Raw genomic sequence first — 24,624 nt, 5'->3', positions numbered from 1 at the left:
TGTCTGTAAACACCGGTTCAATATCTTTCGCCGGGGGCTTTGTTGTCAAGGGAAAACAGCCCGTTTATTCGGCTCCCGGGCCCGTTCGCCCTGCTGCGAGACCGGTGTGGCAAGCAGCCACACGCTGGATCAGTCGTTGCGCCTGCAGTTCGACGCGAGGCCGTTACTGTTTAAACTGCTTGTTGAGCCTCAAAGCTACTGATGATACCACCTTGTGCTTTGAATAACCATATGCCGGGATAATTATGTTATTCTCTGACGGCCGATAATGACTCACACCCGGAAAAAACATCAGCGACAGGGAGCCTCCATGATTTTTTTTGCTATCCTATCAAAGGCAGTAGTGTGGATCATCGCGTTCCGCTCTGCAATAAGGACGGACGCCAGGGCGATGCTGTTGCGCTGCAGTGCGGTCGCCGTGGTACTCACTGCCATCGATATCTTCAGCGTGGCAGCCAACCTGCGCGTCTCAGCCTTTGTGCTGACACTGGTTCTTTACCTGCTCATGTCGTTCACCCTCATTCCCTGCGCCTGGAAGCTCAGAAACACCCTAGCCACCCTCATCCTGGGAGCGGTTGGGGCGCTGGGCGCCCTGGCGGGGGTGAACTTCACCATGGATCTGCTGCGCGGCCTGGTGCCGTTTCTGAACCGCTAGCCGACGCCTGCATGCCGCTTCAGCGGCCTGGACATCTCTCCGGCCGCCGCGCTAAAAAATACGGAGGGTTTCCCCATGCGTCTCGTCACCTGTCTGCTGTTCGCTCTCCTGGCCTTACCCGCCACCGGCTGGTCCGCCTCCGACGTCCGCCTCTCCAAGGGGCAGACGGTCTACGTACCGGTCTATTCCAACGTATTCAGCGGCCCGCGCAGTCTTCCCTTCCAACTGGCCGCCACCCTCAGCATCAGGAACACCGACATGGATTCCTGGCTCCGTATCGCCTCCATCGACTACTATGACACCAGCGGCAAACTGCTCCGTCGTTACCGGGACATGCCGCTCTCGCTGGCGCCGCTGGCCAGTACCTATGTCCACATCGAGGAGAAGGACGTGACGGGAGGCTTTGGTGCCAATTTCATCGTGAAGTGGCAGGCCGACCGTACCATCAACACCCCCATCATCGAGTGCGTCATGATCGGCGCCACCTCCGGGCAGGGAATCTCTTTCGTCAGCCCCGGCCAGCCGATCCGCCCGGGCGTCAGGTGAGGTGCCCGACCCTAAAGGGACAGCCGTGACCGCGGAGCCGCAGGACCAGCCCCCCTGGCACACCCTCGAACCGGCCCAGCTATATGAGCGGCTGGCAACCTCACCGGCAGGACTCGATGCCGCCCAGGCGGCCGTCAGGCTTTCCCGTTACGGTGCCAACGAACTGGACGCCGCGCAGCCGCTATCGCCCTGGCCGGTACTGCTGCGACAGTTCAAGAACGTCCTCATCGTCATCCTCCTTATAGCGGCCCTTCTTTCCGCCTTCCTGGGACATGCCGTGGAGGCGGTGGCCATCGCGGTCATCGTCCTTTTCGCAGCGCTGCTCGGTTTCGTGCAGGAATACCGGGCGGAACGCGCCCTGGAGACGTTGCGCGGCATGGCTGCGCCGGACGCGGCGGTCTTGAGGGGCGGGACGGAGGTCACGGTGCCGGCGCGCGAACTGGTGCCTGGGGATCTGCTCCTTTTGCGTGCAGGCGACCGGGTCGCCGGCGACGTGAGGCTCACCGAGGCCTACGGGCTGCAGCTCGAGGAGTCTGCGCTGACCGGTGAATCCCTTCCGGTCGACAAGCACGCAGCGCCGCTGACCGCCCCCGACGTGCCGCTTTCCGAGCGCGGCAACATGGCCTACGCGGGGACCGTGGTGAGTTACGGGCGCGGGGCGGGGGTGGTGGTCGCCACCGGCATGCAAACCGAGTTCGGCGGCATCGCCCGGATGATCTCCACCATCGAGGGGGGGAGGACCCCGCTGCAGGAAAATCTGGACCGGGTGGGGAGCCTCCTGGCCCGCGCCGCCCTGGTCGCGGTAGCCGTCATCGTCTCCGCCGGGCTGCTGCGCGGCGAACCGTTCATCGGCATGCTGCTCTTCGGCATTGCCCTCGGGGTCGCTGCGGTCCCCGAGGCCCTTCCCGCCGTGGTCACCATCTCCCTCGCCCTGGGCGTGCAGCGCATGGTCAAGCGCCACGCACTGATGCGGCGCCTGGCCGCCGTGGAGACGCTGGGGAGCACCACGGTGATCTGTTCCGACAAGACCGGGACCCTCACCAGGGACGAGATGACCGTGCGCAGCTGCTTCTGCGCCGGCTCCTGGTACGAGGTCTCCGGCGCCGGGTACGAGCCGGTGGGGGAGTTTTCCGTACAGGGGAGGGGGGGGGCGCCTTCCGCCGAACTCGTCGAACTGCTCCGGACCGCGCTCCTTGCCAGCGACGCCAAAATCTTCCAGGACCAGGCCACCGGGCGCTGGGCGGCGCAGGGGGATCCAACCGAGGCGGCCCTCGTGGTTGCCGCCGCCAAGGCGGGGCTTTCCCGGGACGAGCTCGCCGCCCGCTATCCCCGCCTGGACGAGATCCCCTTCAGTTCCGAGCGCAAGTGCATGACGACGCTGCACAGGGAAGAGGTCGGCCTGGTCGCCTGCGCCAAGGGGGCGCCGGAGGTGATCCTCTCGGCCTGCACGGCGCAACTGGGCGAGGATGGGGAAGGTCCGCTGGACCAGCCCGCGGCGGCACGCATCGCGGAGGCCGCCCGCGCGATGGCGGCCGGCGCGCTGCGCGTGCTTGCGGTAGCCCGCAAACAGGGGACCAGCCGCGCCGAGGCCGAGAGCGGCATGACCTTTCTCGGCCTGGTCGGGATGATCGACCCGCCGCGTCCCGAGGCCCGCGCGGCCATCGCCACCTGCCGGGAGGCCGGGATCCGGCCGGTCATGATCACCGGAGACCACCCGGCCACCGCCACCGCGGTGGCGCGCGAGCTCGGGCTTCTGGACGAGGGACGCGTGGTCACCGGCAGCGAGCTTGAGTCGATGGACGACGCGGACCTTGAGCGGGAGGTCGCAGCGATCCGGGTCTACGCGCGGGTTTCCCCGGCTCACAAGCTCCGGGTGGTGGCCGCCCTGCAAAAAAAAGGAGAGGTGGTGGCGATGACCGGCGACGGCGTCAACGACGCCCCCGCGCTCAAGAAGGCGGACATCGGCATCGCCATGGGGATCACCGGCACCGCGGTCAGCAAGGAGGCCGCCGCCATGACCCTCACCGACGACAATTTCGCCTCGATCGTGGCTGCCGTGGAAGAGGGGCGCGGCATCTTCGACAACATCAAGAAGTACCTGATGTACCTCCTCTCCTCGAACATCGGCGAGATCGGCCTCATGGCCGGGGCGATGCTGGTCGGGCTGCCGCTGCCCTTGAGCGCGGTGCAGATCCTGTACGTGAACCTGGCGACGGACGGGCTACCGGCCCTGGCACTCGCGGTCGATCCGGCCGAACCGGATCTCATGCGCCGCCCCCCGCGGGACGCCACGCGCGGCATCTTCAACCGCGCCGTGGTCACGCTGATCCTGGCCGGCGGGGCGTGGTCCTCGCTGGTCAACCTGGCGCTCTTCGCCTGGGCCCGCGCCTCGGGGTGCTCCGACGCCGAGGCGATGACCATGACCTTCGTATCGCTGGTGCTGATCCAGTTCTTCAAGGCCTACAACTTCCGCTCCGACCGCGACTCCGTCTTCAGGCGGCCCTTCGCCAACAGGTGGCTGAACCTCGCGGTGGCGTGGGAGATCTGCCTTATGCTGGTCGTGGTCTACCTGCCGGTGCTGCACCGACCCTTCGGCACCTTCTCCTTGACAGCCGCGGACTGGGCGGTCATCATCCTTGCTTCGGGATCGGTGGTACCCGTGCTGGAGCTGACCAAGTCGTTCTCGCGGCGCCGGGGGGGCGCATTCATATAAGGTGAGGTTTCATGGATTTTCACGCTCTACGCGACATCGTGGTTCTCTTCGGTCTGGCCCTCTTTACCGTGGTGGTGCTGCGCAGGTTCAATTTCCCCTCCATCATCGGCTTCCTGATCACCGGCCTTTTGGCCGGCCCCTACGCCCTCGGCTTCATCAGGGACAGCCACCAGGTGGAGCAGATGGCCGAGTACGGCGTCGTGCTCCTCTTGTTCACCATCGGCATCGAGTTTTCCCTGAAGGAGCTGATGCGCATCCGCCACATGGTGCTCATAGGTGGCGGCCTGCAGCTCGTTCTCACCATCGCCGCCGTTGCCGGGCTGGGTGCCGTCGGAGGCTTCCCGCTGACACAGGCCGTCTTCTTCGGCTTTCTGGTGGCGCTTTCCTCGACCGCGATCCTGATGAAACTGATGATGGATGCGGGGGAGATGGACACCCCCCAGGGAAAGGCCGCGCTCGGGATTCTCATCTTCCAGGACCTCTGCATCGTGCCCCTGATGCTTTTCACTCCCTTCCTCGCCGGGGGCGGCAAGGGGCTCGCCGAGATCGCCATCGTCTCCGCCAAGGCGGGCGCCGTCATCATCGGCGCCCACTACGGCGCCCGCTTCGTGGTCCCGTGGCTCTTCGAGCAGGTGGTGAAGACCAGGAGTCGCGAGCTCTTCGTCCTCTCCATCATCTTCATCGGCATGGGGACCGCCTGGCTCACCGCGCAGGTCGGGCTCTCGCTGGCCCTGGGGGCGTTCATCGCGGGACTCGCCATCTCGGAATCGGAATACAGCCACCAGGCGCTCAGCGACATCATGCCCTTTCGCGAGGCCTTCATGAGCCTCTTTTTCATCTCGGTCGGGATGCTGCTGAAACCTGCCATCCTGTTCAAGTTTCCGCTGCTTCTGCTGGGCCTGGTGCTGTCCATCGTCGTGGTCAAGGCGCTGCTCACCTCCGCGGTCGGCCTCGCCCTCGGCCTCCCCATGCGCATCGCCCTCATAGCCGGGCTTTCCCTGGCCCAGATCGGCGAGTTTTCCTTCGTCCTCTCCCGCAGCGGCCTGAAATACGGGCTGCTCACACCGGAGACCTACCAGCTCTTCCTTGCCGCCTCCATCGCCACCATGGCGCTCACGCCCCTGTGCATGAAGCTTGCGGGACCGGTGGCGGACTTCATGACCGCGACGCTGCCGCACTCCTGGACCCGCGGCCGGAAAAGTCTCGCGCAAAACGGCGAAAAGGTCGGCTACCAGGACCACGTCATCATCGTCGGCTACGGTGTGAACGGCAAGAACCTGGCCCGCATCCTGAAGAACCTGGAGATCCCGCGCGTCATCGTGGAGACCAACCCTTTCACCGTGCGCAGCCTGAGAAGGGAAGGGGAGGAGATCATCTTCGGTGACGCCTCCAAGCCGGAGATCCTCGAACACGCCGGGATACGGGACGCGCGCATCGTGGTGGTGGCCATCTCGGATGCCGCCGCCAGCCGCCGCATCGCGGCGCAGGCCAGGAAGATGCATCCCTCGATCCACGTGATCGTGCGCACCCGCTACCTCCTGGAGATGGAGCCCCTGTTCCGGTTGGGCGTGAACGAGGTGATCCCGGAGGAGTTCGAGACCTCGGTGGAGATCCTGTTCCGCGTGCTGAAGAGGTTCCTGATCCCCCAGGACGTGATCGAAAACTGCATCGCCGACGTGAGGCGTGACGGCTACGAGATGCTGCGCAGCGTGAGCAAGCGCCACAGCCATGCCGTAGGCATCGCAGGGTTTCTTTCCGGCGCCGAGATCGGCAGCTTCCGGGTGCGCAGGAAAGCGCCCATAGAGGGTGAGAGCCTGAGGGGAGGGATGTTGCGCTCCCGTTCGGGAGCCACCGTGGTTGCCATCAAGCGGGGGGACGAGATCACCGCCAATCCCGATCCGGTCTGGACCTTCCAGGAGGGGGACACCGCACTCCTTCTGGCCACCCCCGAGCAGATGCGCGCCGCGGCCAAGCTCTTCGAACCGGTCTGAGTCCCGCGCCCCCCCGAGCCCCCGGTACGGTCCTGTAGGGGCGAATAATCATTCGCCCGTCCACTTTCTCCCCAGGGAGAGGGTGGAAAGGCCCACAACGTTGCGGGGGGCGGCTTCACCCACCCCCCAACCCCCTCCCGTCAAGGGAGGGGGAGCGCTCCCGCCATACTGACGCGGGGATACTGGGGGACGGCGTTAGGATTTTTGTAGTTGTCTCTTTCGCTTTCAGCTGTCTCCCCTTTGTGCCGAAACGTGTAGAATGTACCGGTTACCGGTCGCCGTCGGGCGACTTCACTCAAACGCAAAAGGAGTTCTCGCTTATGCACGACAAGGAAAAGAATATCCTTTGCCCCAAAGACGCCTGCGAGCCGGAGGCGCTCCCCTTGGACGCCGACGGCCTGGTCAAGGATTTCATACACCACTACTTCCACCACCTGGGACGGGACCGGTTCTGCCGCAACATACGCTACCATTACCAGGCCATCGCCTACACCGTCCGTGAGCGCCTGATCGAGCGCTGGAACAACACCCGCTACGCCTACATCGACGCCAACACCAAGACCGGCTACTACCTCTCCCTTGAGTTCCTCATGGGGCGTGCCCTGGGCAACGCCGTGCTCAACCTGGGGCTCGACGAGCCGGCGGCTGAGGCGATGCAGCAGCTTGGCCTGCAGCTGGAGGACCTTGCCGAGCAGGAGATCGACGCGGGTCTTGGCAACGGCGGCCTCGGGCGTCTCGCCGCCTGCTTCCTGGATAGCTGCGCCACCCTGCAGCTTCCGGTCATGGGGTATGGCATCCGCTACGAATACGGCATGTTCCGCCAGCGTATCGAGGACGGGCGGCAGGTCGAGGAACCGGACCACTGGCTGCGCGACGGCAACCCTTGGGAGATGGAGCGTCCCGAGTACACCCAGCGGGTCCGCTTCGGCGGTCGCTGCGAAACCAGGCGCAACGACGACGGCACCGTGAGCTTCTGCTGGCTGGACACCCACGATGTCCTGGCCGTTCCCTACGATCTCCCCATTCCAGGGTACCGAAACGGCACAGTCAACACGCTGAGGCTCTGGAAGGCCGCCGCCACGGACGTGTTCGACCTCGAGGAGTTCAACGCCGGGAGCTACACCGAGTCCGTCGCCATGAAAAACGAGGCCGAAAACATCACCATGGTGCTCTACCCCAACGACGCCAGCGAGAACGGCAAGGCGCTCCGCCTCAGGCAGCAGTACTTCCTGGCCTCGGCGAGCCTGCAGGACGTCCTCGAACGGTGGATCTCGCGCCAGGGAAAGGTCTTCGACCACTTCGCCGAACGCAACTGCTTCCAGTTGAACGACACCCACCCGAGCTGCGCCGTCCCCGAACTGATGCGCCTGCTTATGGACGAGCAGGGACTCTCCTGGGACGAGGCGTGGCACATCACCACCCACACCATGGCCTACACCAACCACACCCTCCTCCCGGAGGCCCTGGAAAAATGGTCCGTGCCGCTGTTCAGGCAGCTTTTGCCACGCCTTTTGGAGATCATACTGGAGATCAACGCCCGCTTCCTGGCCGAGGTGGCCAGCCGCTGGCCCGGCGACGGCGAGCGCCTGCGCAACATGTCCATCATCGAGGAGGGGGAGGTCCAGCAGGTGCGGATGGCCTACCTCGCCATCGTGGGGAGCTTCTCGGTGAACGGCGTGGCCGCCCTGCACTCACAGCTCCTGGTGCAGGGGCTGTTCCGTGACTTCTACGAGCTGTGGCCGGAGAAGTTCAACAACAAGACCAACGGCGTCACGCCGCGCCGCTGGCTGGCGCGCTGCAACCCCGGGCTCACCAGGCTGCTCGCATCCAGGATCGGTGACGGCTTCGTGGCCGACCTCGCGCGCATCTCCGAGGCGGTACCCTTCGCCGACGACCCGGAGTTCCGCAGGGAGTGGCACGCGGTGAAAAGAGCCAACAAGGAGCGGCTGGCGGCCCTGGTGCAGGAACAGTGCGGCGTCGCCTTTAACCCCGACAGCCTTTTCGACGTCCAGGTGAAAAGGATCCATGAGTACAAGCGCCAACTCCTTAACGTGTTGCACGTGATCCATCTCTACGACCGGATCAAGCGCGGCGACACCGAGGGGTGGACCGACCGCTGCGTGCTGATCGGCGGCAAGGCCGCCCCCGGCTACTACATGGCCAAGCTGATCATCAAGCTCATCAGCAACGTGGCGCGGGTGGTGAACGACGACCCGGTGGTAGGGGACCGGCTCAAGGTGGCCTTCCTCCCCAACTACCGCGTCACCGCCATGGAGGTGATCTGCCCCGGCACCGACCTTTCCGAACAGATCTCCACCGCGGGCAAGGAGGCCTCCGGTACCGGCAACATGAAGTTCATGATGAACGGCGCCATCACCATCGGCACCCTGGACGGCGCCAACATCGAGATCCGGGAGGAGGTGGGTGACGAGAACTTCTTCGTCTTCGGCCTCACCGCCGACGAGGTGGAACGGGAGCGTCGCAGCTACAATCCCGCCGGCATCGTGGCTGCCGACCCGGAGCTGGAGCGGGTCATGCAGCTGCTTACCAGCGGGCACTTCAACATGTTCGAGAAGGGGATCTTCGAGCCGATCGTCAAGGCGATCATGAGCCCGCACGATCCCTGGATGGTCGCCGCCGATTTCCGCAGCTTCGTGAAGGCGCAGCAAAAGGCCGCCGCGGCTTACCTGGACCGGGAGGCCTGGACCAGGATGAGCATCGTCAACAGCGCCAAGAGCGGCAAGTTTTCCACGGACCGGACCATCTCCGAGTACAACGAAGGGATCTGGCACCTGCGCCCGGTCAGTCCCATCAACAAGGTATAAGGTTCGCGGATGTCAACTTCTCCTCAAGATTCACCAGGGGGTGCCGATACGTCACACAAGTATCGGAAGACGGTCGATCCGGCGTCGCGGGGAGAGCTCCCCTCACGCGGGGTCCCAACCGCTTCAGAATCGTTGACACATTCATGCAACCCCGGAGGAATAAATGTCTACCGCCAATTTGCCGATCAAAAAAGGTGAGTCGAGCAGCGAACTGATCCAGCTGGTGAGCTTCAACCTGGGCGCCGAAGAATACGCCGTCGAGGTGTTGAAGGTGCGCGAGATCATCAGGATGACCCCGATCACCCATATTCCGAACACCCCCCCCAGCGTGGAGGGGATCATCAACCTGCGCGGCAAGGTGATACCGATCATCTCGCTCCGGAACAGGTTCGGCATGTGCAGCACCGATGACGACCAGCACACGCGGATCATGGTCATGGACATCGACGGCAAGCTCATGGGCTTCATCGTCGACGGCGTCTCCGAGGTGATCAGGATTTCCAGCGGCGAGATCCAGCCCCCGCCCAGCATCGCCGCCGGCGGTGTGGACCAGGATTTCATCTGCGGCGTCATCAAGCACGGCGAGCAGCTGCTGCTCATGCTCCAGCTCGACCGCATGTTCACCAGCGCGGAGCAGGACGCCTTCTCCAGTTTCGGTTAGCCGTCCGTTCACTGCGGTATGGAAAGGGGAGGGGACGCGGTCTTCCTCCCTTTTTTGCATCCCTCCCATCCCCCCCGTTGTTCCCGCGTGCTTCCCTCTCGACGCCGTGTGCGGTCCTCCTGCCGCTGCACGCTCCCTTTGGCCACCCTCCTCGTCAGCTCTGGCTTTAGTTGCTCGGGATATTTAGAATATTAGTTTTCTTAAATTCAAATTGACAAATTAAATTTAAATTAATATAGTCGCTGGCACTTTGGCGCCTACGGGACAGCATGAGGTCGTAACTGCAAGAGTTTTCCCACTGTTGCGGCGATCGGCGACGCGCTCTCTTTAGGGGCATGAGAAACCATTTCAAGGAGGGTTCAAGATGTCTCGAAACAGGTTGACGGCTTTTCCAGCAGTATCGCTTCTTCTGTCGATCTCCTGCGTCTCTCCAGCCATGGCTGCCGATCTGGTGGTCAATGGCGGGGTACAGACACTGTCAGGACAGCAGAGTTTTGACAAAGTCAGCATTATCAATGGCGGGAGGTTGTACGTTGAGCCGTACAACGGCTCCACGGGCGGCTATCTCAAGCTCAAGGCAAGCTCCGTCGTCGTGGACGCCACATCTGCAATCGTGGCCGACGGGCGCGGCTACCGGGGGGCGTTCAACAGCAGCGGCGAAGGCCCAGGAGCAGGCGGCATCGGGAGCATCGATGGCGGCGGTGGCGGCGCCTACGGCGGCAAAGGTGGCAACGGCGTCACCGACGGGGGATGGAGGGTAGATGGCCTCGGCGGCACGCCGTACGGGAGCGCGGACACACTCAGTATCGAAATGGGATCCTCTGCTGGAGCGGCGGGATACGTGGATTACGCCTACAACAACGGCGGCTTCGGCGGCAACGGTGGCGGCGCTCTCTGGATCGAGGCGGAATCCATCAGCAACGCAGGGATCATCAGCGCCAACGGCGATGACGGCAAGATTTACTACAACGATTCCACCGGCGGCGGCGCAGGGGGAGGCATCCTCCTCTACGGCGGCACCATCGTCAACACCGGCAGCCTTAAAGCCAACGGCGGGGGAGGCGGGGCCTACGGGTGCGGCACCCCCGGCATGTGCGGCCAGGACGACGGAGGCGGCGGTGGCGGCGGCGGCCGGATCAAGATCTTCTACGGATCCCTGCAGAACTCCGGAACCGTCTCCGTCATCGGGGGGAGAGGTGGCCTGTACGCGGCTGCCGGCGCGAACGGCACCTTCTTCAGTATCGCCAAGGGAGCCCCCCCCATTGCCAATGCCGGTGCCGACAACACCCTCAATGAAGGTACCGTCGTGGTTCTCGACGGATCGGCAAGCAGCTCCATCAGCGGTGACCCCTTGTCCTACACCTGGTCCCAGATCGCCGGTCCTCGGGTGACGTTGAACACGGCTGATCCGGTTCATCCCACCTTCGTCGCCCCGCTGGTCTCCGCCGGCGGCAGCACCCTTTCGTTCCAGCTGGTCGTGAACGATACCCACTTCCCGAGCGCTCCCGATACCGTGAACATCGCGGTCAAAAACGTGAACCATCCGCCGCAGGCACTGGCTGGTGACGACCAGACCGTCGCCGAAAAGTCCCAGGTGGCGCTGGATGGTTCCGACAGCTGGGATCTCGACGGTGAAACGCTCACCTACAACTGGGTGCAGGTTGCGGGTCCTTCGGTGCCGCTGCCTAACTTTGACCTGGCGGCTCCGACCTTCATCGCTCCCGCTGTAGGGGTGGAGGGCGCCAGGCTCACCTTCCTGCTCACCGTAAGCGACGGGATCGACAACGCCACCGACACGGTCGATGTCGTGGTCGAGAACGTCAACCACGCGCCGCTGGCCAACGCCGGAGCGGATCAGACCCGCAACGAGGGGAGCATCGTCACCCTCGATGGGACGGCGAGCAGCGACCCCGATCTCGATGCCTTGGTCTATACCTGGACCCAGGTCGGCGGGCCCGCCGTTGTCCTGTCCGATGCCGGCAGCCCGACCCCCACCTTCACCGCGCCCCTGGTCGGCTTGGGCGGCGAGACCCTCACCTTCAGGCTGATGGTGAACGATGGCCTTGCGTCCAGCGAACTGGCGGACGATGTGGTGGTGCAGGTTCTCAATGTCAACGATCCTCCCTCCTGCGACCACGCCCAGGTCATGCCGGGCGCGCTCTGGCCGCCCAACCACAAGCTGGTTCCGGTCGCCGTAACCGGCGTGACCGATCCGGACAACGACAAAGTCACCCTCACCATCACCGGCATTACCCAGGACGAACCCATCGACGGTCTCGGGGACGGGGATACCAGTCCCGACGCGATCGTCCAGGGGGGCAAGGCCCTGCTGCGCGCCGAACGTTCCGGGACCGGCAACGGCCGTGTCTACCGGATCAACTTCAGCGCGGATGACGGGCAGGGTGGCGTCTGCAACGGGACGGTGCAGGTCGGCGTGCCCCACAGCAAGAGCCCCGGCGATTCCATCGTGGATGACGGCCAGAATTACAACTCTGTACAGCCGTAATTCTCCGATCTGTTGATCTTGTGCAGCTGCGATTGCGGCGGCGGGGCTCCCTCCCGCCGCCGATTTTTTTTATTCTTCCTGTGCAAAGCCGGCCCCAGATGGTAAAGTGGCCGCCTCGCCGCGACTGGAGCGGAAACTTTGTGAATTTTCAGGAGGGGAACCAGATGCCATTCGTCAACATCAAGATCACCAGGGACGGAGCCACGGCGGAGCAGAAGGCCACGCTGATCAAGGGGGTAACCCAGCTGCTGGTGGACACGCTCGGCAAGAATCCCGCCACCACCGTGGTGGTCATCGAGGAGGTGGATACGGACAACTGGGGCATCGGCGGAGAGTCGATCACCGCACGCAGGAAAGCGGGAAAGTGAACCCGGAATGTGTAAAGCTGTAAAGGAAATCGACACAAGTTTCCCCGAAAAGTGTCGATAAGCTTTACAGCTAGACGTGTCGGCCCTGGTCGAGTCCGGGGCTCTTTGCCGGCTGAGGCCTCGCGCCTTTGTTTCCGGCCTGTTCAGGGTGCCTCGGTAGTCACCCGCGTAAGCGGTCGATGGCACTGTCTATGCTAAAGTCTGGGTAAATCGGTGGCGGTTCCTTTGGTTGATGTGCCGAAAGGCACAGAATTTCCGCCGATGGAGGAGGTGGCCAGTATGGGATACTTAAGCTACGGCCACGAATGCATCATCTACATCGTCCTGCTTTTAGTCATCTGTCATCTGATTCTGGATGTGCTGCCGGTTTGGTATAAGCGTGCGCGCCACCTCCTGGCAACGGTGCCGATCAGGATAACCGGCGGGCTCTTGATAATCATCATCTCCTTTTTCCTCCTGTAGATCGCCGCAGGTGAGGTTCGGCGGCAGGTGGAAAACAGCGCAGGCAGGACGCATGAAGGCCGGGGAGCTTCCCCCGGCCTTTTTGTTTGCCTCTATATCGGCCCTGCCGGGCGCGGCAACCTGTGCCGCCGGTGCCGGGAGCCGGGAGCCGGGAGCCGGGAGTCGGGAGTCGGGAGTCGGGAGTCGGGAGTCGGGAGTCGGGAGTCGGGAGTCGGACGCGGCGAAAGGCGGGCGAATGATCATTCGCCCCTACAGGGGGATGGAACCTTGCCCGGGAGCGACATGGGACTCGAAGATGAGTTTCAGGGCGCACGCCTCCTGGAGCAGGTCGCTCTTGGCCTTCGCGCCGTACAACTCTACCGACATGTCCTCTTCTCCGTTCAGGGCAAGCCGCAGGGTATCCTTGTCGAGACTGCAGTCGAGCTGCCGCACCACGGCGTTGCGGCGCCGGTCCAGACCGTCGCACAGCCTGAGGATGCCGCCCAGCCGGGCGACCAGGAGCTGATCCGCCGCCGGGAGGCGGGTGTATTCGTCGTGCTTTTTCTTGGGCATGGACTTTCGGTGATAGCGGGCGATGTTGGCCATAAGCTCGCGCTCGCGCGGGGTGAAGCCGAACAGGTCGGCGTGGCGGATCAGGTGGTAGGAGTGTTTGTGGTGGCTCGAATAACTGATGAAGTAGCCGACGTCGTGCATGATGGCGGCGGCTTCCAGGAGCCTCAGTTCCTTGTCGCCCCAGCCGTAGCGCTTGGCCAGCGCCTGGAAGATCTGCCGGGAGAGCCCGGCGACCTGCTGGGCGTGGGCCTCGTCGGAATGGCAGGACCGGGCGAATTCGAGGGCGCTGTCGCGCCAGGAGCGCTTCTTCTTTTCCGGGAGCAGGTTGCGTCGGCGCAGGCCGCGCAGGATGAGCCCCTCCCGGATACCGCGCTCGTTCACCTTCAGGTGGTTCACCTGGAAGAAGTCCATCAGCTCGTCGACCGCGGTCACCCCGGCGACGATGATGTCGGAGCGCTCCGGGTTCAGGCCGGGAATGGCCCGGCGCTCCTTGTCGCTCTTTCGCACCAGCATGGCCACCAGGTGCACCAGCTCGGAGCGGAGCAGTTCGTAGCCGTGCAGCGAATCGAATTTCTCGCGCCTGGCGGCGGCCACCATGGCGGCGATGGAGGTGACGGTTCCTCCGGAACCTACCAGGCACTGCATGCCGGCGCGCTCCCCGGTGTAGGCGGCCTTCAGCGTCTTGCGGACATGCTTGCGCAGCTTCTGGTGTTCCGTCTGCAGCACGGGATCGTTTTTCAGAAAGCTCTCGGTGAGAAAGACCGCGCCCAGTTCCAGCGACAGCATCTCCTCGGTGTGCGCCCCCAAGGCGGAGATGAGCTCGAGGCTGCCGCCTCCGATGTCGAAGATCAGGTGACGCACCCCGTCCAGCTCGAAGTTGTGCTGCGCCGAGAGGGCGGCCAGTTCTGCTTCCTCCTCGCCGCTGATCACCTCTATGTCGAGCCCGGTCCGCTCCCTGATGGCCGCGATCAGCTCACGCCCGTTGGCGGCCTTGCGCATCGCGCTGGTGGCGACGGCCTCGATGGAGGCGACCTGGTAACCGTCGATGATCTTCTTCTGGCGGGACAGCGCCTCGACGGCGCGCTCCCACGCGGCGGGCGAGATGGCTCCGGTCTGGTGCAGCCCTTCACCCAGGCGCACCAGCACCTTTTCGTCGTCGAGGATCTTATACTTGCCGCTCCCCGAGGTCTCGACGATGATGCTGCGGATCGAGTTGGTGCCGATATCGATGGCGGCCAGCCGGTTCTGTTTCAACGGCTACTCCTTGAACGTGTTGGGATGCCGGTGATTGTATCAAGACGGGGCGGATTGTGACAACTCGGGATGGAGGGAGTGGCAATGCTAGGCAAGCGCCTTCAACACGACCTTTCTCGCTTTCTTGAACCCCTTGCGGACCTTCTTGAGACTTGCCTCTTCCAGTCCGGTGACCTTCTTCTCCGCCTTAGTGAGTATCTTCGCGATGCGTTTGGAGCGCTTGGTGCCGAAATCGTGCATCTGCAGCAGGGCGTTCTCGATCCTCTCCAGGTCCGAGCCGAGCTTTCTGCCGCACTTCTCCGACATCTCCCCCAAGAACCGGTCGCGGGTACTCTGCGCCAGGGTTTCCACCTTTTCCCGTACCCCGGCCACGCGCTGCTGCATCAGTGCCCCGGCGGGCTGCCGGTCGTCCTGTTCCATCCCGGCGAGTTCCCTCGCCTGTTGCAGTATCGACCCCATGTGGCGCCGGTTCACCCCGCGCACCTTGCTCAAACCTTCCTCTCCGGCCTGGGCGATCTTGGCGAAGCTGTCGAACCCTGCATCGTACAGGCGCTTGCCGAGGATCGCGCCGACCCCTTTCAGCCGTCTGAAATCCGCTGCCGACTGGACCATCTTTGACTCCTTGTGCGTTTGGTGAGGGGACTGGCTCCGCAGGTGCCTGTCCCCTTGTTTGCCTGGCTTGGGGTCAGCCCCCTTGCCGCAGGCGATCGATCGCCTTGCCGCGTGCGGTGACGATCCTGCCCGTTCCGGTCACCAGTTGCTGGAATTGCGGTTCTCCGCTGCCGTTGGCGCTTCTCTTGAACGAAACGGTTCCCCCTTTGGGCAGGGTGAGGGACGCCTCCTCCCCGAGCAGCGCCTGCGTCACCAGGCCCAGGTCCGGCTCGTGTCCCACCAGCGCGACCTCGCTCACCTGCGGGTAGAGCTTGAGCAACTCGTCGAGCTTTTCCGGGCGGAAACCGGGAGCGAGCTGGGGCGCCACGATCAGCTCCCGCTTGTAACGCAGCCTTTCCGCCAGTATGTCAGCGGTCTGCACGGCGCGCACCAGCGGGCTGGTCAGGATCAGGTCCGGCTCGATGCCGAGTGTGGCGAGGCTCTTGGCGGCTTTGCGGAAACGTCTTCTGCCACGACGGGTGAGGTAGCGGTGCTCTTCGGGGACCTCGGGTGTTCTCTCTATGGCTTCTGCGTGACGGACTATGTGAATGATCATGGGCGGCTCCCTGGATTAGGCGACGCTAAAGACTTTAGCGGATCTCTCTGGATTTGCAACCGGCTGTCTTTATCCGCCGCCGTCAGGGTCAGGTGAACGGTGACGACCCGTTGCGACTGTGGCATGTCCAACCGTGTGAGTGAGAGGGGCTGTACCGAAGAGAACTACGGGGAAGGGGCGAGGGAAAGGACGCCCTCCCGGTGAGGGGAGGGCGCATCTGTGTCGTGCGCGGTCGAGGCGGGTGACAGTGCGGGACGTCGCCTCAGCGCACCAGGAGCTGTTCCAGGTTTCGTTTCATGGACTCGGAGATGGCCTCCGACGGTACCGAGCCTCCCACGCCTCTGAGCCAGAAGCGGTCGACGGCGGTGTCACCCTGGGTGTCGATGGTCATCTTCACGGGGAACAGGCAGCGCATGCTGAAGTAGTCCAGCAGGTCTCCGAGAAAGCCCAGCCGGTCCACACCCTTGATCTCGACGAAGAGGCTCCCGTTGTGGCACGCGGTCGGCTCCATGGTGAAGGAGAGGAGCTCGATGCCGGCTGCCCTGTGGTTGGGCTCGGTGCCGGCCAGCCGCAGGAAATCGAGCCCTTCCGGGCTCCCCGCGAAGGGGGCGCTTTTCAGTTCGAAGCTCGAGCGCCAGTTGCTGGCGTTGACCTTCTCCGCGCTCCCCCGCACGATGCCGACACGGTGGTCGGAGAGGCCGGCGGCAAGCCTGCCGCTCCACCCCGGCGCGAGGAAACCCGACATCTCCAGGCGGTAGCCGCCCGGGCGCCCGGGAATGGGCTCTATGGTGCAGCCGGTCTCGTTGAAGCCGGCGCAGGTCGCGTCTGTCGTTGACTCTCTCATGGTGGCTAAGCTGTTCATTGCCGCTCTCCTTTATGTGGCTGACGCTGCAGCGCGTCAGGGAATTCAGGCTGCTGTGCCTTGGGTGGTGCCGATGTTGCCCGCTACCGGTAGGAGAGCATCTCCCTGCCGCAGCCGGTGAGGAAGTCGAAGACCTCGCCGCGGCTGACCAGGAAGCGGGGCATGTCCTGGTTCATCAGGTCCTCCAGGAAGTGCAGGGTGGCGGCGTCATCCCGCTGCAGTTCATCCATGACCGCCGCCAGCAGCGGCAGGATGTCGTAGAGGTCGTCCCGGTTGAAAGGGGCGCTGTCGTCCGGGCCGGAAAACTTGGCGTCGAACCTGGTCCGGGTAACCTTCGGGTACTTGTATTTCAGATCGGAGGCGACGATGGCAAGTCCCATGGGACGCTCCTAGTGGCAGCCGCAACGGGACGCGGTGCAGGCGCTGCGGCAGGCCGGCTGCTGCACTTCCTCACCGTCTCGGTCGTAGCTGTCCAGCGAGGCCTTGGTGATGAACCATCCCTGGTCGGAAAGGGTTCCCTGCAGCGCCTTTTGCTTGAGCAGCATGAGGACGCGGGTTTCCGTCGTGGACAGCTCGATGGCGGCCTCGGCCGCAGTGACGTGTGCGATCCCGTCGATGATCTCTGTCATGGCAGCTCCTCCTTGGGTATGCCGCATTACATGGAACATGCCAGCCGCAGGGCCTGGTGGCGTGACATACGCCTTTCCGCATGGTTACGGCGGCAGCTGCCGCGTGGGCCGTTCCGCGTGCTGCTCATTAAATAGCCACCCTGCCTGTTCCCGTGCAGTGCACCGCGGCGTGAGGCTTCGATGTCGCTGCCCGAATGCACGTTGTGAAGAGATACTGGGTTAGGTGATCTCGGCAGAGCAAGCTTCGTATCTAAGAGTTGATAACAAAGCCGAGACATAGTAACCTGCACCGGTATTTCATTACCCTTGTGAGAGATTTTATGCCGACACAAACGCAGCTCGACTCACTGAACCGGTTGGTCGAAGCCGAAGTGCCGTCGCTGGTTGAGATCTACAAGCATCTGCACGCCCATCCCGAGCTGTCCGGTCAGGAGCGCAAGACGGCCTCGCTGCTCGCAGCCGAGCTGGAAGCGCTCGGTTTCACGGTGACGGAAGGTATCGGCAGGTACAGCAGGTTCGACTGGCCCGGCTTCGGTGTGCTGGCGGTGCTGGAGAACGGGGCAGGGCCCACGCTTTTGATGCGTGCGGACATGGATGCGCTGCCGGTCGAGGAGAAAACGGGACTGTCCTACGCCAGCAGCGCGCGGGCGACCTACCGGGACGGCAGCGAGGTCCCGGTGATGCACGCCTGCGGGCACGACCTGCACGTCTCCTGCCTGTTGGGTGCGGCCCGGGTGCTGGCTCGCGCCAGGGAGTGCTGGTCCGGGACGCTGGTGCTGGTCGGCCAGCCCGGGGAAGAGGGGGGAGACGGCGCCCAGGCGATGATCGATGACGGCGCCTACCGGCTCTGCCCGAGACCGGATTACGCCCTGGCCCTGCACAGCACCCTGTTCCTGAAGGCCGGGACCGCCGGGTACGCGCCTGGCAACTTCCTGGCCAGTTTCACCGAGGTGGAGGTGGTGGTGCGCGGCGTGGGGGCGCACGGCTCGGCGCCGGAACACGGCAGGGACCCCGTGGTGATGGCGGCGCAGCTCGTGCTGGCGCTGCAGACCATCGTGAGCCGCGAGATCACCCCGCACGAGCCGGCCGTAGTCACCGTCGGCTCCATTCACGGCGGGGCCGCGTGCAACGTCATTCCCGAAGAGGTGGTGCTGCAGCTGAGCATCAGGAGCTTCGACAACCGCGTGCGCGACAGGATCCTCGACTCGGTACGGCGCATCTGTGCCGGGGTCGCCCTCGCCGCCGGTGTTCCCGAGGAGCGCTCTCCCGTCGTTTCCGTGCTCGCGTGCCACCCGGCGACCTACAACGACCCCGACCTGGCGGAGCGCGTGGCGGGTGCGCTGCGGGCGGCTTTGGGGGTGGACAACGTGGTGCGCTCGGCTGCGAAGATGGTGAGCGAGGATTTCGGGTCGTGGGGGCTTGGGGGCGGGATTCCGGTCTGCATGTTCTGGCTCGGCGCGGCCGATCCGGTCCGCTTCGAGGAGGGACAGCGCCTGGGGGTATCGCTTCCGTCGCAGCATTCGCCCCTTTACGCGCCGCTGCCGGAGCCGACGCTGCGGGCGGGGGTGAAGGCCTTCGTCTCCGCCGCCTGCGATCTGCTCCCGGCGGGGTAGGGGAAGACAACCGATCGGACAGTAAAAAAGGGGCGCATCGCAAGATGCGCCCCTTTTCATTTTCAATCAACCGGAGCGGACGGACGCCAGGTTTCGCCCTGCCGCCGTCCGGGTGAAAGATCAGCGATCCTCCCTCTGCAGCGCGCGCCCGCCGGATGATTCACCGCGGCCGCGCCCCTGTCCTGGCTCGACTTCACGCGCCGGGCGCGCAGGTTCTGCGTGCTCGCCCTTGGGCTGCGTTACCGCCGGTGCCGGTGCGCCATGCGGTTTCTCGGCCCGAGGCGTCGCCGGTCGTGCCGGTGCTGCCGGAGTGGCCGGGTTTGCCGGAGCTGCCGCAGGCGCCTTGACCGCGGGTTCACCTGCCGGGCCGTGGGGCGCGGCACCGCGCACCGCGGGCGTGCCCGGCGCCGGCTGCATGTTGGGACGGTTCACCGGGCGCGGTTCCCTGTGCCGCAGTTCGCCCCGGTCGGGGCGTTCCGCGGCCGGCTCTTCCGCGGCGGCAGGCGGCTGCTGGGTGCCGGTCTGTACCTGGGGCTGTTGCTTGGGAGGCGCCGGTGTGCGTATCCTCCCCTGTGGTCCCTGGGGGTGGGGCTTGCCCGATGTCGGCGGCTGCACCGCATCGACCCGCGGCTGGACCGGCGTCGGCTGCCGCTGCGTTGCCGGCGGAGTCACACCCGGTTTGGGAGCCGTGGTCGTCTGGCCGGGTACGCCCGGGGCGGGGACGGATTCACGGCGGCTCCACGGTTCCCTGCGGCGTTCATTGCCGGGGCGCGGCTGTTCGAACTTGCCGGGGCGCGGCTGTTCGAACTTGCCGGGACGCTGCTGCTCCACTTTGCCCGGTTTGAGCTGCTCGACCCGGCCTGGGCGCGGCTGTTCGAATCTCCCCGGACGGCGCTGGTCCACCCGAACCGGCGGCATCTTCCCTTCGTCCCGGTACCGTCTGCTCTCTACGCGCAGCTGTTCGCGGTATCTGCGGGTATCGCGCTGCACCACCCGCTCGTTGATGGTGATGGTGGCGGCACGCCTGTTGATGTAGACGCCGCGGCGGTCGCTCACGTAGGGGCGCGAGCGGGTGATCCAGCCGCTCCCCCTCCAGCCGTGGTAGTAGACCCTGTGTTCGCGCCAGTCGCAGTCGCGGTTCAGCCACGGACCGATGGTGAAGCCGACGCTGAAGGTGATGAAGGGGGAACTGGGGTAGTAGCGCTCCACGTAGACGACGGTGGGGTCGTACACCGGTACGTACACGTACTGCGGGCGCGCCGGGACGATGCGGATGACGTCTCCCTCGAAGTAGACCTGCTGCTGCCGCGTGCTGAAGAGGTTGCCCTGGTCGTAGGCGAACCGGCGCAGCCTCTGGATGGCGTCCATCACATCCTGGGGCTGCTCGATGTAGGCCTGCCCCAGCGACGCGGCCCACTGGTACTCGCGGTCCATCATGTACAGTACCTGCGGGTAATGTGCTACGGCACGAACGCTGATGTCCCAGGTCTGGTAGTCGATACGCGGGGTGTCGCCGTACAGCCGGACGAAATTGGCGGCGTCGTGGATCTGGTCGACGAAGGTGGCCGCCGGCAGGATCTGGGCGATCAGCGGGTCGGGGTAGAGCGCGATCGGTCCCAGTAGGTCGTCCAGTTCCTCGGGGTAGAGCAGGTCGTCGTCGACGTACTCCCCCTGGTCCGAAATCTGGTAGTACCCTGGCTCCGACTGTGCATGAACCGGTGCGGCTTTGACAGTAAGCGGAAGCAGTACTGTCAGCATCAGGAAGATCAATAACCTTTTCATAGCTGTCTCCTAAGGGCTCCGTTGCCTATGGCGCCACCGGTCCAGTCTAGCAGAAGCCGTCGGGCAAGGCAAAGCGGGGGCATCGCATCGAGGCGGGATAGTATCAACAGGCGGTGCGCATCTCCATGATCTTGGCGTGCAGCCCCTCCATGTCAAAAGGTTTCTGGATGTAGTGCATGTCGCGGTCGGCGACGATGCCGCGCTTGGCGATGATCTCCGAGGAATAGCCGGTCATGAACAGCACCTTGGCGTCCGGGCGCAGGTCGGCGATGCCGCGCGCCATATCCAGTCCGTTCATCTCCGGCATGATCACGTCGGAGAGCACGAGGTCGATGTCGTTGCCGGTTTCCCCGCAGATGGAGAGGGCGACCAGCGGGGAGGCCGCCTGGATCACCCGGTAGCCGATCTTCTCCAGCATCTGGGTCGCCATGGCGCGCAGCATGTCGTCGTCCTCGACCACCAGCACGGTGCCGGAGCCGCTGAGTGTGCCGGGAGGGTTCGAAACGGGTGACTCAGACTCCCCGGTCAGCCGGGGGAGGTAGATCCGGAAGGTGGTGCCTTGTCCCGGCTCGCTTTGCACGTCGACGAAGCCGCCGTTCTGGGTCACGATGCCGTACACCGTGGCGAGTCCCAGCCCGGTTCCCCGCCCCACCTCCTTGGTGGTGAAAAACGGCTCGAAGATGCGCTTGACGAGCTCGCGGTCCATCCCGGTTCCGGTGTCGACGACACTCAGGCAGGCGTACGAGCCGGGCTTTGCGTCCAGGCGGTAGTCGCAGAAGGCTTCGTCCACGACCATGTTTTCGGTCTTTATGGTGAGGGTGCCGCCGTCGGGCATGGCGTCGCGGGCGTTGACGGCGAGGTTCATCAGGATCTGGTCCACCTGCGAGGGGTCGATCTTTACGGTCCAGAGCGCGGGGTCGGGGGCGAAGCTGAAGCGGACCTCCTCGCCGATCAGCCTGCTCAGCGTTTTCTCCGTTTCCAGGCAGTGCTCGTTCAGATTCACCGCGCGGGGAGAGATGATCTCCTTGCGCGAGAAAGCGAGCAGCTTGCGCACCATGTCCCGGGAGCGCTCGCCCGCCTTGATGATCTCCTGCAGGTAGAGCCACAAAGGGGTCGCTTCGCTTGATTCGAGCTGGCACAACTGCGCGTACCCCATCATCACGCTCAGCATGTTGTTGAAATCATGTGCTACGCCGCCTGCCAGCTGCCCGATCGATTCCATTTTCTGCGAATGCCTGAGCTGCGCCTCGATCTTTCTGTGCTCGGTGATGTCGATGCCGAAACAGAGTGTGCCGATCCTGGTTCCCTTCTCGACGATGGCGCTGTTGCGCCAAGAGACGGTGCGCATCGTCCCCGCCTTGGTGACGATCTGCCCCTCGAAAGCGTTCATCGTCTGGTCGTCGTTGTCCCGCTGGGAAGCGCCGCACATCTTGAAGAACGCTTCTGCTCCCATCACCGTCTCGAACCAGTTCTTGCCGGCCAGCTCTTCCTGGCTGTAGCCGGTCATTTCTTCCCCGGTCTTGTTGATGAGCGTCACTTCGCCCTTGAGGTCGAGGCCTACGATCATCACGCAGGCCGCCTGGATCAGGTTCTCCGTGTACTCCTTGGCCGATTTGAGCGCTTCCACCGCCAGCCTGCGCTCGGTGATGTTTTCCACCGAGAGGACGGTGCCGGCGATGCGCCCCTCCTGGTAGACGGGAGTGGCGCCGCAGGCGATGGTCACCGTGCTGCCGTCCCGGCACACCAGGTCCGTCTCGAACTTGACGATGTCCGCGGCACCGCTGGCGACCAGGTGCAGTTGCCTGAGCACCATGTCGCGCGCCTCCGGACACACGAGCTCCAGGATGTCCCTGCCGTGCAGCTGTTCCGGGGTGTAGCCGCTGGTTTCGGTGCAGCGCCCGTTGACCATGCCGATGGTGCCGTCGAGGTTCAGGACGATGACCGCATTGGCGCTGCTCTCCATGACCTTGCGCAGGAAGTCGTAGGAGTCCTGCAGCTGGCGGTTGGCGCGGTTGATGGCCCGGAAGGGGAGCAGGATGAAGACGATGAGGCCGATGCTGAGACCGATCACCGTGACCAGGAGGGATTTCTTCAGAAGGGGGCGCAGCGAGCGGCTGATCTCGACGCTGCCGATCACCTTGTCGCCGTAGTAAATGGGCTGCGAGCGTAGGATAACCGGGGATTCAGGATGGTAACCGCTTGCCGCCAGCTCGTTGCCGATCGAATCGAGGATGCGGTGCCTCTCTTTCGCTGCGGCGGTGCCGCGGTGGGAGAGTAGGGCGTCCAGGCGCTGCGCCTCGCTGTGCCAGGAACCGGGGTCGAGGTCGCCGAGTCCGGAAATGATGCGGGCGTTTATATCAGCCTCGGTCTCGAGACTGCCAACCGCGTACTGGTAACTGATGGCGAAGTAACCGACGGGAAAGAAGAGGGCGACGAAGAAGGCAAGCAATACCGTGCAGTTGGCGGTGAAGTGGACGGTTTGCTTCTCAGAACCAGTCATGGGCAAGCGCTCCTTGCGCAGCAACCGAGTCAGAACCTTGTGCTCCGGCGACTGGACCGCAGCCAACGGCACCGTCACCGACGGGCGAGATTAGCACTATTTTAGGAAAAAGAGAAGAACATTGTACGTATTTCACCTAGAAAGATTCATCTAAACAGAACCTGTTCGTATCCTACTGTGATGTTGTGCGCAGGTGAGTACAACTAACCGCAAAATGTGTGTGGCGGCCCTGATCACAGCGAGCAAATTGGCTTTTGACCTGTCAAAGAACAAAGAGTGTGGATCGTCGATGATGTATACGCGAACACGGACGCAACGGCGGGCATATGCGTTGACAGCACCCGGGGCTTCTTGTATATATTGCCGTGTTACTGAATTGAAAATCGTGCTACCGCTCCGGCGGTGCCACGGCACGAGGGGGAAGATCATGCACATGGCGGACGCTCTGCTCTCGCCCACGGTAGGCGCGACCATGTGGGCCGTGTCCGCGGGGGGCGTCGCCATCTGCTCGGCGCGGTTGTGCCGCAGGCGTGACGACCGCCTGGCGCCGCTTATGGGCGTGCTGGGCGGCTTTCTGTTCGCCGCGCAGATGATCAATTTCTCCATTCCCGGTACCGGGTCGAGCGGTCATCTGACCGGCGGCCTGCTCCTTGCCATCCTGCTGGGCCCCAGTGCCGCCTTTCTCACCGTCGCCTCCGTCCTCATGGTCCAGGCCTTTTTCTTCGCCGACGGCGGCCTCCTCGCCTTGGGGTGCAACATCTTCAACCTGGGCATGATCCCGGCACTTTTGGTCTACCCGCTTTGTTACCGCAGGCTCATCGGCCCCGCGCCGGGGCGTCGGCGCGAGGTCGCGGTGACCATGTTCTCGGCGCTGCTCGCCATGCAGCTGGGAGCGCTCTGCGTCGTCCTCGAGACGGCGGCCTCGGGGGTCTGCGCGCTGCCTTTAGGCAAATTCCTGCTTCTGATGCAGCCCATCCACCTGGCCATCGGCCTCGTCGAGGGGGCGGTGACGCTGGCCGTGGTCTCCTTCCTGCGCAAGGCCCGCCCGGAACTCCTCGTCCGGGGGAGCGCCCCGGCTGGCGCTCCCGGCCGCCTGGTGCTTGCCGGTTTCCTGGTCTGTGCCCTGCTTGTTGCCGGCGCCCTGTCCCGCTTTGCCTCGGTGCAACCGGACGGGCTGGAATGGTCGGTGGCCAAAGTCGCCGGCGGCGCCTCCCTTCCGCAACAACGCGGTGGTCTGCCGGCCCTTTTGGGAGCGCTGCAGCGCAAGACCGCCTGGTTTCCCGATTACCAACCCGCTCCTGCCGCCGCCCCCGGCACGGCGACCGCTCCGGTGATGGCCGCCTCCGAAGGGAGGCCGGTCTCCGGCAAGGGGAGCGGGGTCGCCGGTGTCGTGGGCACCGCTGTCACCGTCCTGCTGGTCGCGGGCGCTGCGCTGCTGCTGCGCAGGGGAAGCCGCGCCGCGGTACCCCCCGAGGTCTAGCGAAGAACGGCTGCGGCC

At 64.4% G+C, this 24,624-nt stretch carries 19 protein-coding genes; 11 read left to right on the top strand and 8 right to left on the bottom strand.

What is annotated here, in order from left to right:
• Positions 1–310: 310 nt before the first annotated feature.
• The 9 genes from KP004_RS10150 to KP004_RS10110 all read left to right on the top strand — a co-directional run bounded on the left by KP004_RS10150 (position 311) and on the right by KP004_RS10110 (position 12,727).
• Positions 311–655 (top strand): hypothetical protein, encoded by a 345-nt coding sequence (locus KP004_RS10150; RefSeq protein ID WP_216802193.1) that lies wholly within the window; start codon positions 311–313, stop codon positions 653–655.
• A gap of 75 nt (positions 656–730) precedes the next feature.
• Positions 731–1,201, top strand: a complete 471-nt coding sequence (locus KP004_RS10145; RefSeq protein ID WP_216802192.1) for a DUF3124 domain-containing protein — start codon at positions 731–733, stop codon at positions 1,199–1,201.
• 25 nt (positions 1,202–1,226) lie between these two features.
• Positions 1,227–3,914: a cation-translocating P-type ATPase gene (locus tag KP004_RS10140; protein WP_216802191.1), complete on the top strand. Its 2,688-nt coding sequence runs from the start codon at positions 1,227–1,229 to the stop codon at positions 3,912–3,914.
• Positions 3,915–3,925: 11 nt separating this feature from the next.
• Positions 3,926–5,905, top strand: a complete 1,980-nt coding sequence (locus tag KP004_RS10135; RefSeq protein ID WP_216802190.1) for a monovalent cation:proton antiporter family protein — start codon at positions 3,926–3,928, stop codon at positions 5,903–5,905.
• A 320-nt stretch (positions 5,906–6,225) separates the two neighbouring features.
• Positions 6,226–8,730 carry a glycogen/starch/alpha-glucan phosphorylase gene (locus KP004_RS10130; RefSeq protein WP_216802189.1) on the top strand — a complete coding sequence of 835 codons (2,505 nt, stop codon included), beginning with the start codon at positions 6,226–6,228 and terminating at the stop codon, positions 8,728–8,730.
• A 163-nt stretch (positions 8,731–8,893) separates the two neighbouring features.
• Positions 8,894–9,391, top strand: coding sequence for a chemotaxis protein CheW (locus KP004_RS10125; RefSeq protein ID WP_216498852.1), 498 nt, complete (start codon positions 8,894–8,896; stop codon positions 9,389–9,391).
• 364 nt (positions 9,392–9,755) lie between these two features.
• A complete protein-coding gene (locus tag KP004_RS10120) occupies positions 9,756–11,897 on the top strand; it encodes a PKD domain-containing protein (RefSeq protein WP_216802188.1) in 2,142 nt (713 codons plus the stop codon).
• A 164-nt stretch (positions 11,898–12,061) separates the two neighbouring features.
• The gene (locus KP004_RS10115) at positions 12,062–12,265 is read left to right on the top strand and encodes a 2-hydroxymuconate tautomerase family protein (RefSeq protein WP_015720309.1); all 204 of its coding nucleotides are present in this window, start codon (positions 12,062–12,064) and stop codon (positions 12,263–12,265) included.
• A gap of 279 nt (positions 12,266–12,544) precedes the next feature.
• Positions 12,545–12,727, top strand: a complete 183-nt coding sequence (locus tag KP004_RS10110; RefSeq protein ID WP_216802186.1) for a hypothetical protein — start codon at positions 12,545–12,547, stop codon at positions 12,725–12,727.
• A gap of 249 nt (positions 12,728–12,976) precedes the next feature.
• Here the strand turns inward: KP004_RS10110 and KP004_RS10105 are convergent, their stop codons facing one another.
• The 6 genes from KP004_RS10105 to KP004_RS10080 form a co-directional block, all read right to left on the bottom strand.
• Entirely contained in the window at positions 12,977–14,533 is a 1,557-nt protein-coding gene (locus KP004_RS10105; protein ID WP_216802185.1) for a Ppx/GppA phosphatase family protein, read from the bottom strand.
• 87 nt (positions 14,534–14,620) lie between these two features.
• The gene (locus KP004_RS10100; protein WP_216802184.1) at positions 14,621–15,145 is read right to left on the bottom strand and encodes a helix-hairpin-helix domain-containing protein; all 525 of its coding nucleotides are present in this window, start codon (positions 15,143–15,145) and stop codon (positions 14,621–14,623) included.
• Positions 15,146–15,218: 73 nt separating this feature from the next.
• Complete coding sequence (locus tag KP004_RS10095; RefSeq protein WP_216802183.1) at positions 15,219–15,740, bottom strand: SixA phosphatase family protein; 522 nt, start codon at positions 15,738–15,740, stop codon at positions 15,219–15,221.
• A 262-nt stretch (positions 15,741–16,002) separates the two neighbouring features.
• Positions 16,003–16,602 carry a hypothetical protein gene (locus KP004_RS10090; RefSeq protein ID WP_216802182.1) on the bottom strand — a complete coding sequence of 200 codons (600 nt, stop codon included), beginning with the start codon at positions 16,600–16,602 and terminating at the stop codon, positions 16,003–16,005.
• Between the two features lie 83 nt (positions 16,603–16,685).
• Positions 16,686–16,982 carry a hypothetical protein gene (locus KP004_RS10085; RefSeq protein ID WP_216802181.1) on the bottom strand — a complete coding sequence of 99 codons (297 nt, stop codon included), beginning with the start codon at positions 16,980–16,982 and terminating at the stop codon, positions 16,686–16,688.
• A 9-nt stretch (positions 16,983–16,991) separates the two neighbouring features.
• On the bottom strand, positions 16,992–17,231 hold the full coding sequence (locus KP004_RS10080) for a hypothetical protein (RefSeq protein ID WP_216802180.1): 240 nt from the start codon (positions 17,229–17,231) through the stop codon (positions 16,992–16,994).
• A gap of 320 nt (positions 17,232–17,551) precedes the next feature.
• Between KP004_RS10080 and KP004_RS10075 the strand changes: the two genes are divergently transcribed.
• The gene (locus tag KP004_RS10075; protein WP_216802179.1) at positions 17,552–18,844 is read left to right on the top strand and encodes an amidohydrolase; all 1,293 of its coding nucleotides are present in this window, start codon (positions 17,552–17,554) and stop codon (positions 18,842–18,844) included.
• 120 nt (positions 18,845–18,964) lie between these two features.
• On the opposite strand, the gene KP004_RS10070 is transcribed toward KP004_RS10075, so the two are convergent.
• Complete coding sequence (locus KP004_RS10070) at positions 18,965–20,626, bottom strand: DUF3300 domain-containing protein (protein WP_216802178.1); 1,662 nt, start codon at positions 20,624–20,626, stop codon at positions 18,965–18,967.
• Positions 20,627–20,729: 103 nt separating this feature from the next.
• Positions 20,730–23,126 (bottom strand): PAS domain-containing hybrid sensor histidine kinase/response regulator, encoded by a 2,397-nt coding sequence (locus tag KP004_RS10065; protein ID WP_216802177.1) that lies wholly within the window; start codon positions 23,124–23,126, stop codon positions 20,730–20,732.
• Between the two features lie 427 nt (positions 23,127–23,553).
• On the opposite strand from KP004_RS10065, the gene KP004_RS10060 reads away from it, so the two are divergent.
• Positions 23,554–24,606 (top strand): energy-coupling factor ABC transporter permease, encoded by a 1,053-nt coding sequence (locus KP004_RS10060; RefSeq protein ID WP_216802176.1) that lies wholly within the window; start codon positions 23,554–23,556, stop codon positions 24,604–24,606.
• Positions 24,607–24,624: the final 18 nt, after the last annotated feature.

The sequence above is a fragment of the Geomonas oryzisoli genome, from assembly GCF_018986915.1.
Classification (GTDB): domain Bacteria; phylum Desulfobacterota; class Desulfuromonadia; order Geobacterales; family Geobacteraceae; genus Geomonas; species Geomonas oryzisoli.
Note: the sequence above shows the minus strand (reverse complement) of the source record. Positions and strands in the feature narration are given on the sequence as shown.

Excerpts from the sequence above, each read along its gene's own strand:
- KP004_RS10150 (WP_216802193.1), top strand. The coding sequence starts at position 311 with ATGATTTTTTTTGCTATCCTATCAAAGGCAGTAGTGTGGATCATCGCG.
- KP004_RS10145 (WP_216802192.1), top strand. The coding sequence starts at position 731 with ATGCGTCTCGTCACCTGTCTGCTGTTCGCTCTCCTGGCCTTACCCGCC.
- KP004_RS10135 (WP_216802190.1), top strand. The coding sequence starts at position 3,926 with ATGGATTTTCACGCTCTACGCGACATCGTGGTTCTCTTCGGTCTGGCC.
- KP004_RS10130 (WP_216802189.1), top strand. The coding sequence starts at position 6,226 with ATGCACGACAAGGAAAAGAATATCCTTTGCCCCAAAGACGCCTGCGAG.
- KP004_RS10125 (WP_216498852.1), top strand. The coding sequence starts at position 8,894 with ATGTCTACCGCCAATTTGCCGATCAAAAAAGGTGAGTCGAGCAGCGAA.
- KP004_RS10120 (WP_216802188.1), top strand. The coding sequence starts at position 9,756 with ATGTCTCGAAACAGGTTGACGGCTTTTCCAGCAGTATCGCTTCTTCTG.
- KP004_RS10115 (WP_015720309.1), top strand. The coding sequence starts at position 12,062 with ATGCCATTCGTCAACATCAAGATCACCAGGGACGGAGCCACGGCGGAG.
- KP004_RS10110 (WP_216802186.1), top strand. The coding sequence starts at position 12,545 with ATGGGATACTTAAGCTACGGCCACGAATGCATCATCTACATCGTCCTG.
- KP004_RS10100 (WP_216802184.1), bottom strand. The coding sequence starts at position 15,145 with ATGGTCCAGTCGGCAGCGGATTTCAGACGGCTGAAAGGGGTCGGCGCG.
- KP004_RS10095 (WP_216802183.1), bottom strand. The coding sequence starts at position 15,740 with ATGATCATTCACATAGTCCGTCACGCAGAAGCCATAGAGAGAACACCC.
- KP004_RS10090 (WP_216802182.1), bottom strand. The coding sequence starts at position 16,602 with ATGAACAGCTTAGCCACCATGAGAGAGTCAACGACAGACGCGACCTGC.
- KP004_RS10085 (WP_216802181.1), bottom strand. The coding sequence starts at position 16,982 with ATGGGACTTGCCATCGTCGCCTCCGATCTGAAATACAAGTACCCGAAG.
- KP004_RS10080 (WP_216802180.1), bottom strand. The coding sequence starts at position 17,231 with ATGACAGAGATCATCGACGGGATCGCACACGTCACTGCGGCCGAGGCC.
- KP004_RS10075 (WP_216802179.1), top strand. The coding sequence starts at position 17,552 with ATGCCGACACAAACGCAGCTCGACTCACTGAACCGGTTGGTCGAAGCC.
- KP004_RS10070 (WP_216802178.1), bottom strand. The coding sequence starts at position 20,626 with ATGAAAAGGTTATTGATCTTCCTGATGCTGACAGTACTGCTTCCGCTT.
- KP004_RS10065 (WP_216802177.1), bottom strand. The coding sequence starts at position 23,126 with ATGACTGGTTCTGAGAAGCAAACCGTCCACTTCACCGCCAACTGCACG.
- KP004_RS10060 (WP_216802176.1), top strand. The coding sequence starts at position 23,554 with ATGCACATGGCGGACGCTCTGCTCTCGCCCACGGTAGGCGCGACCATG.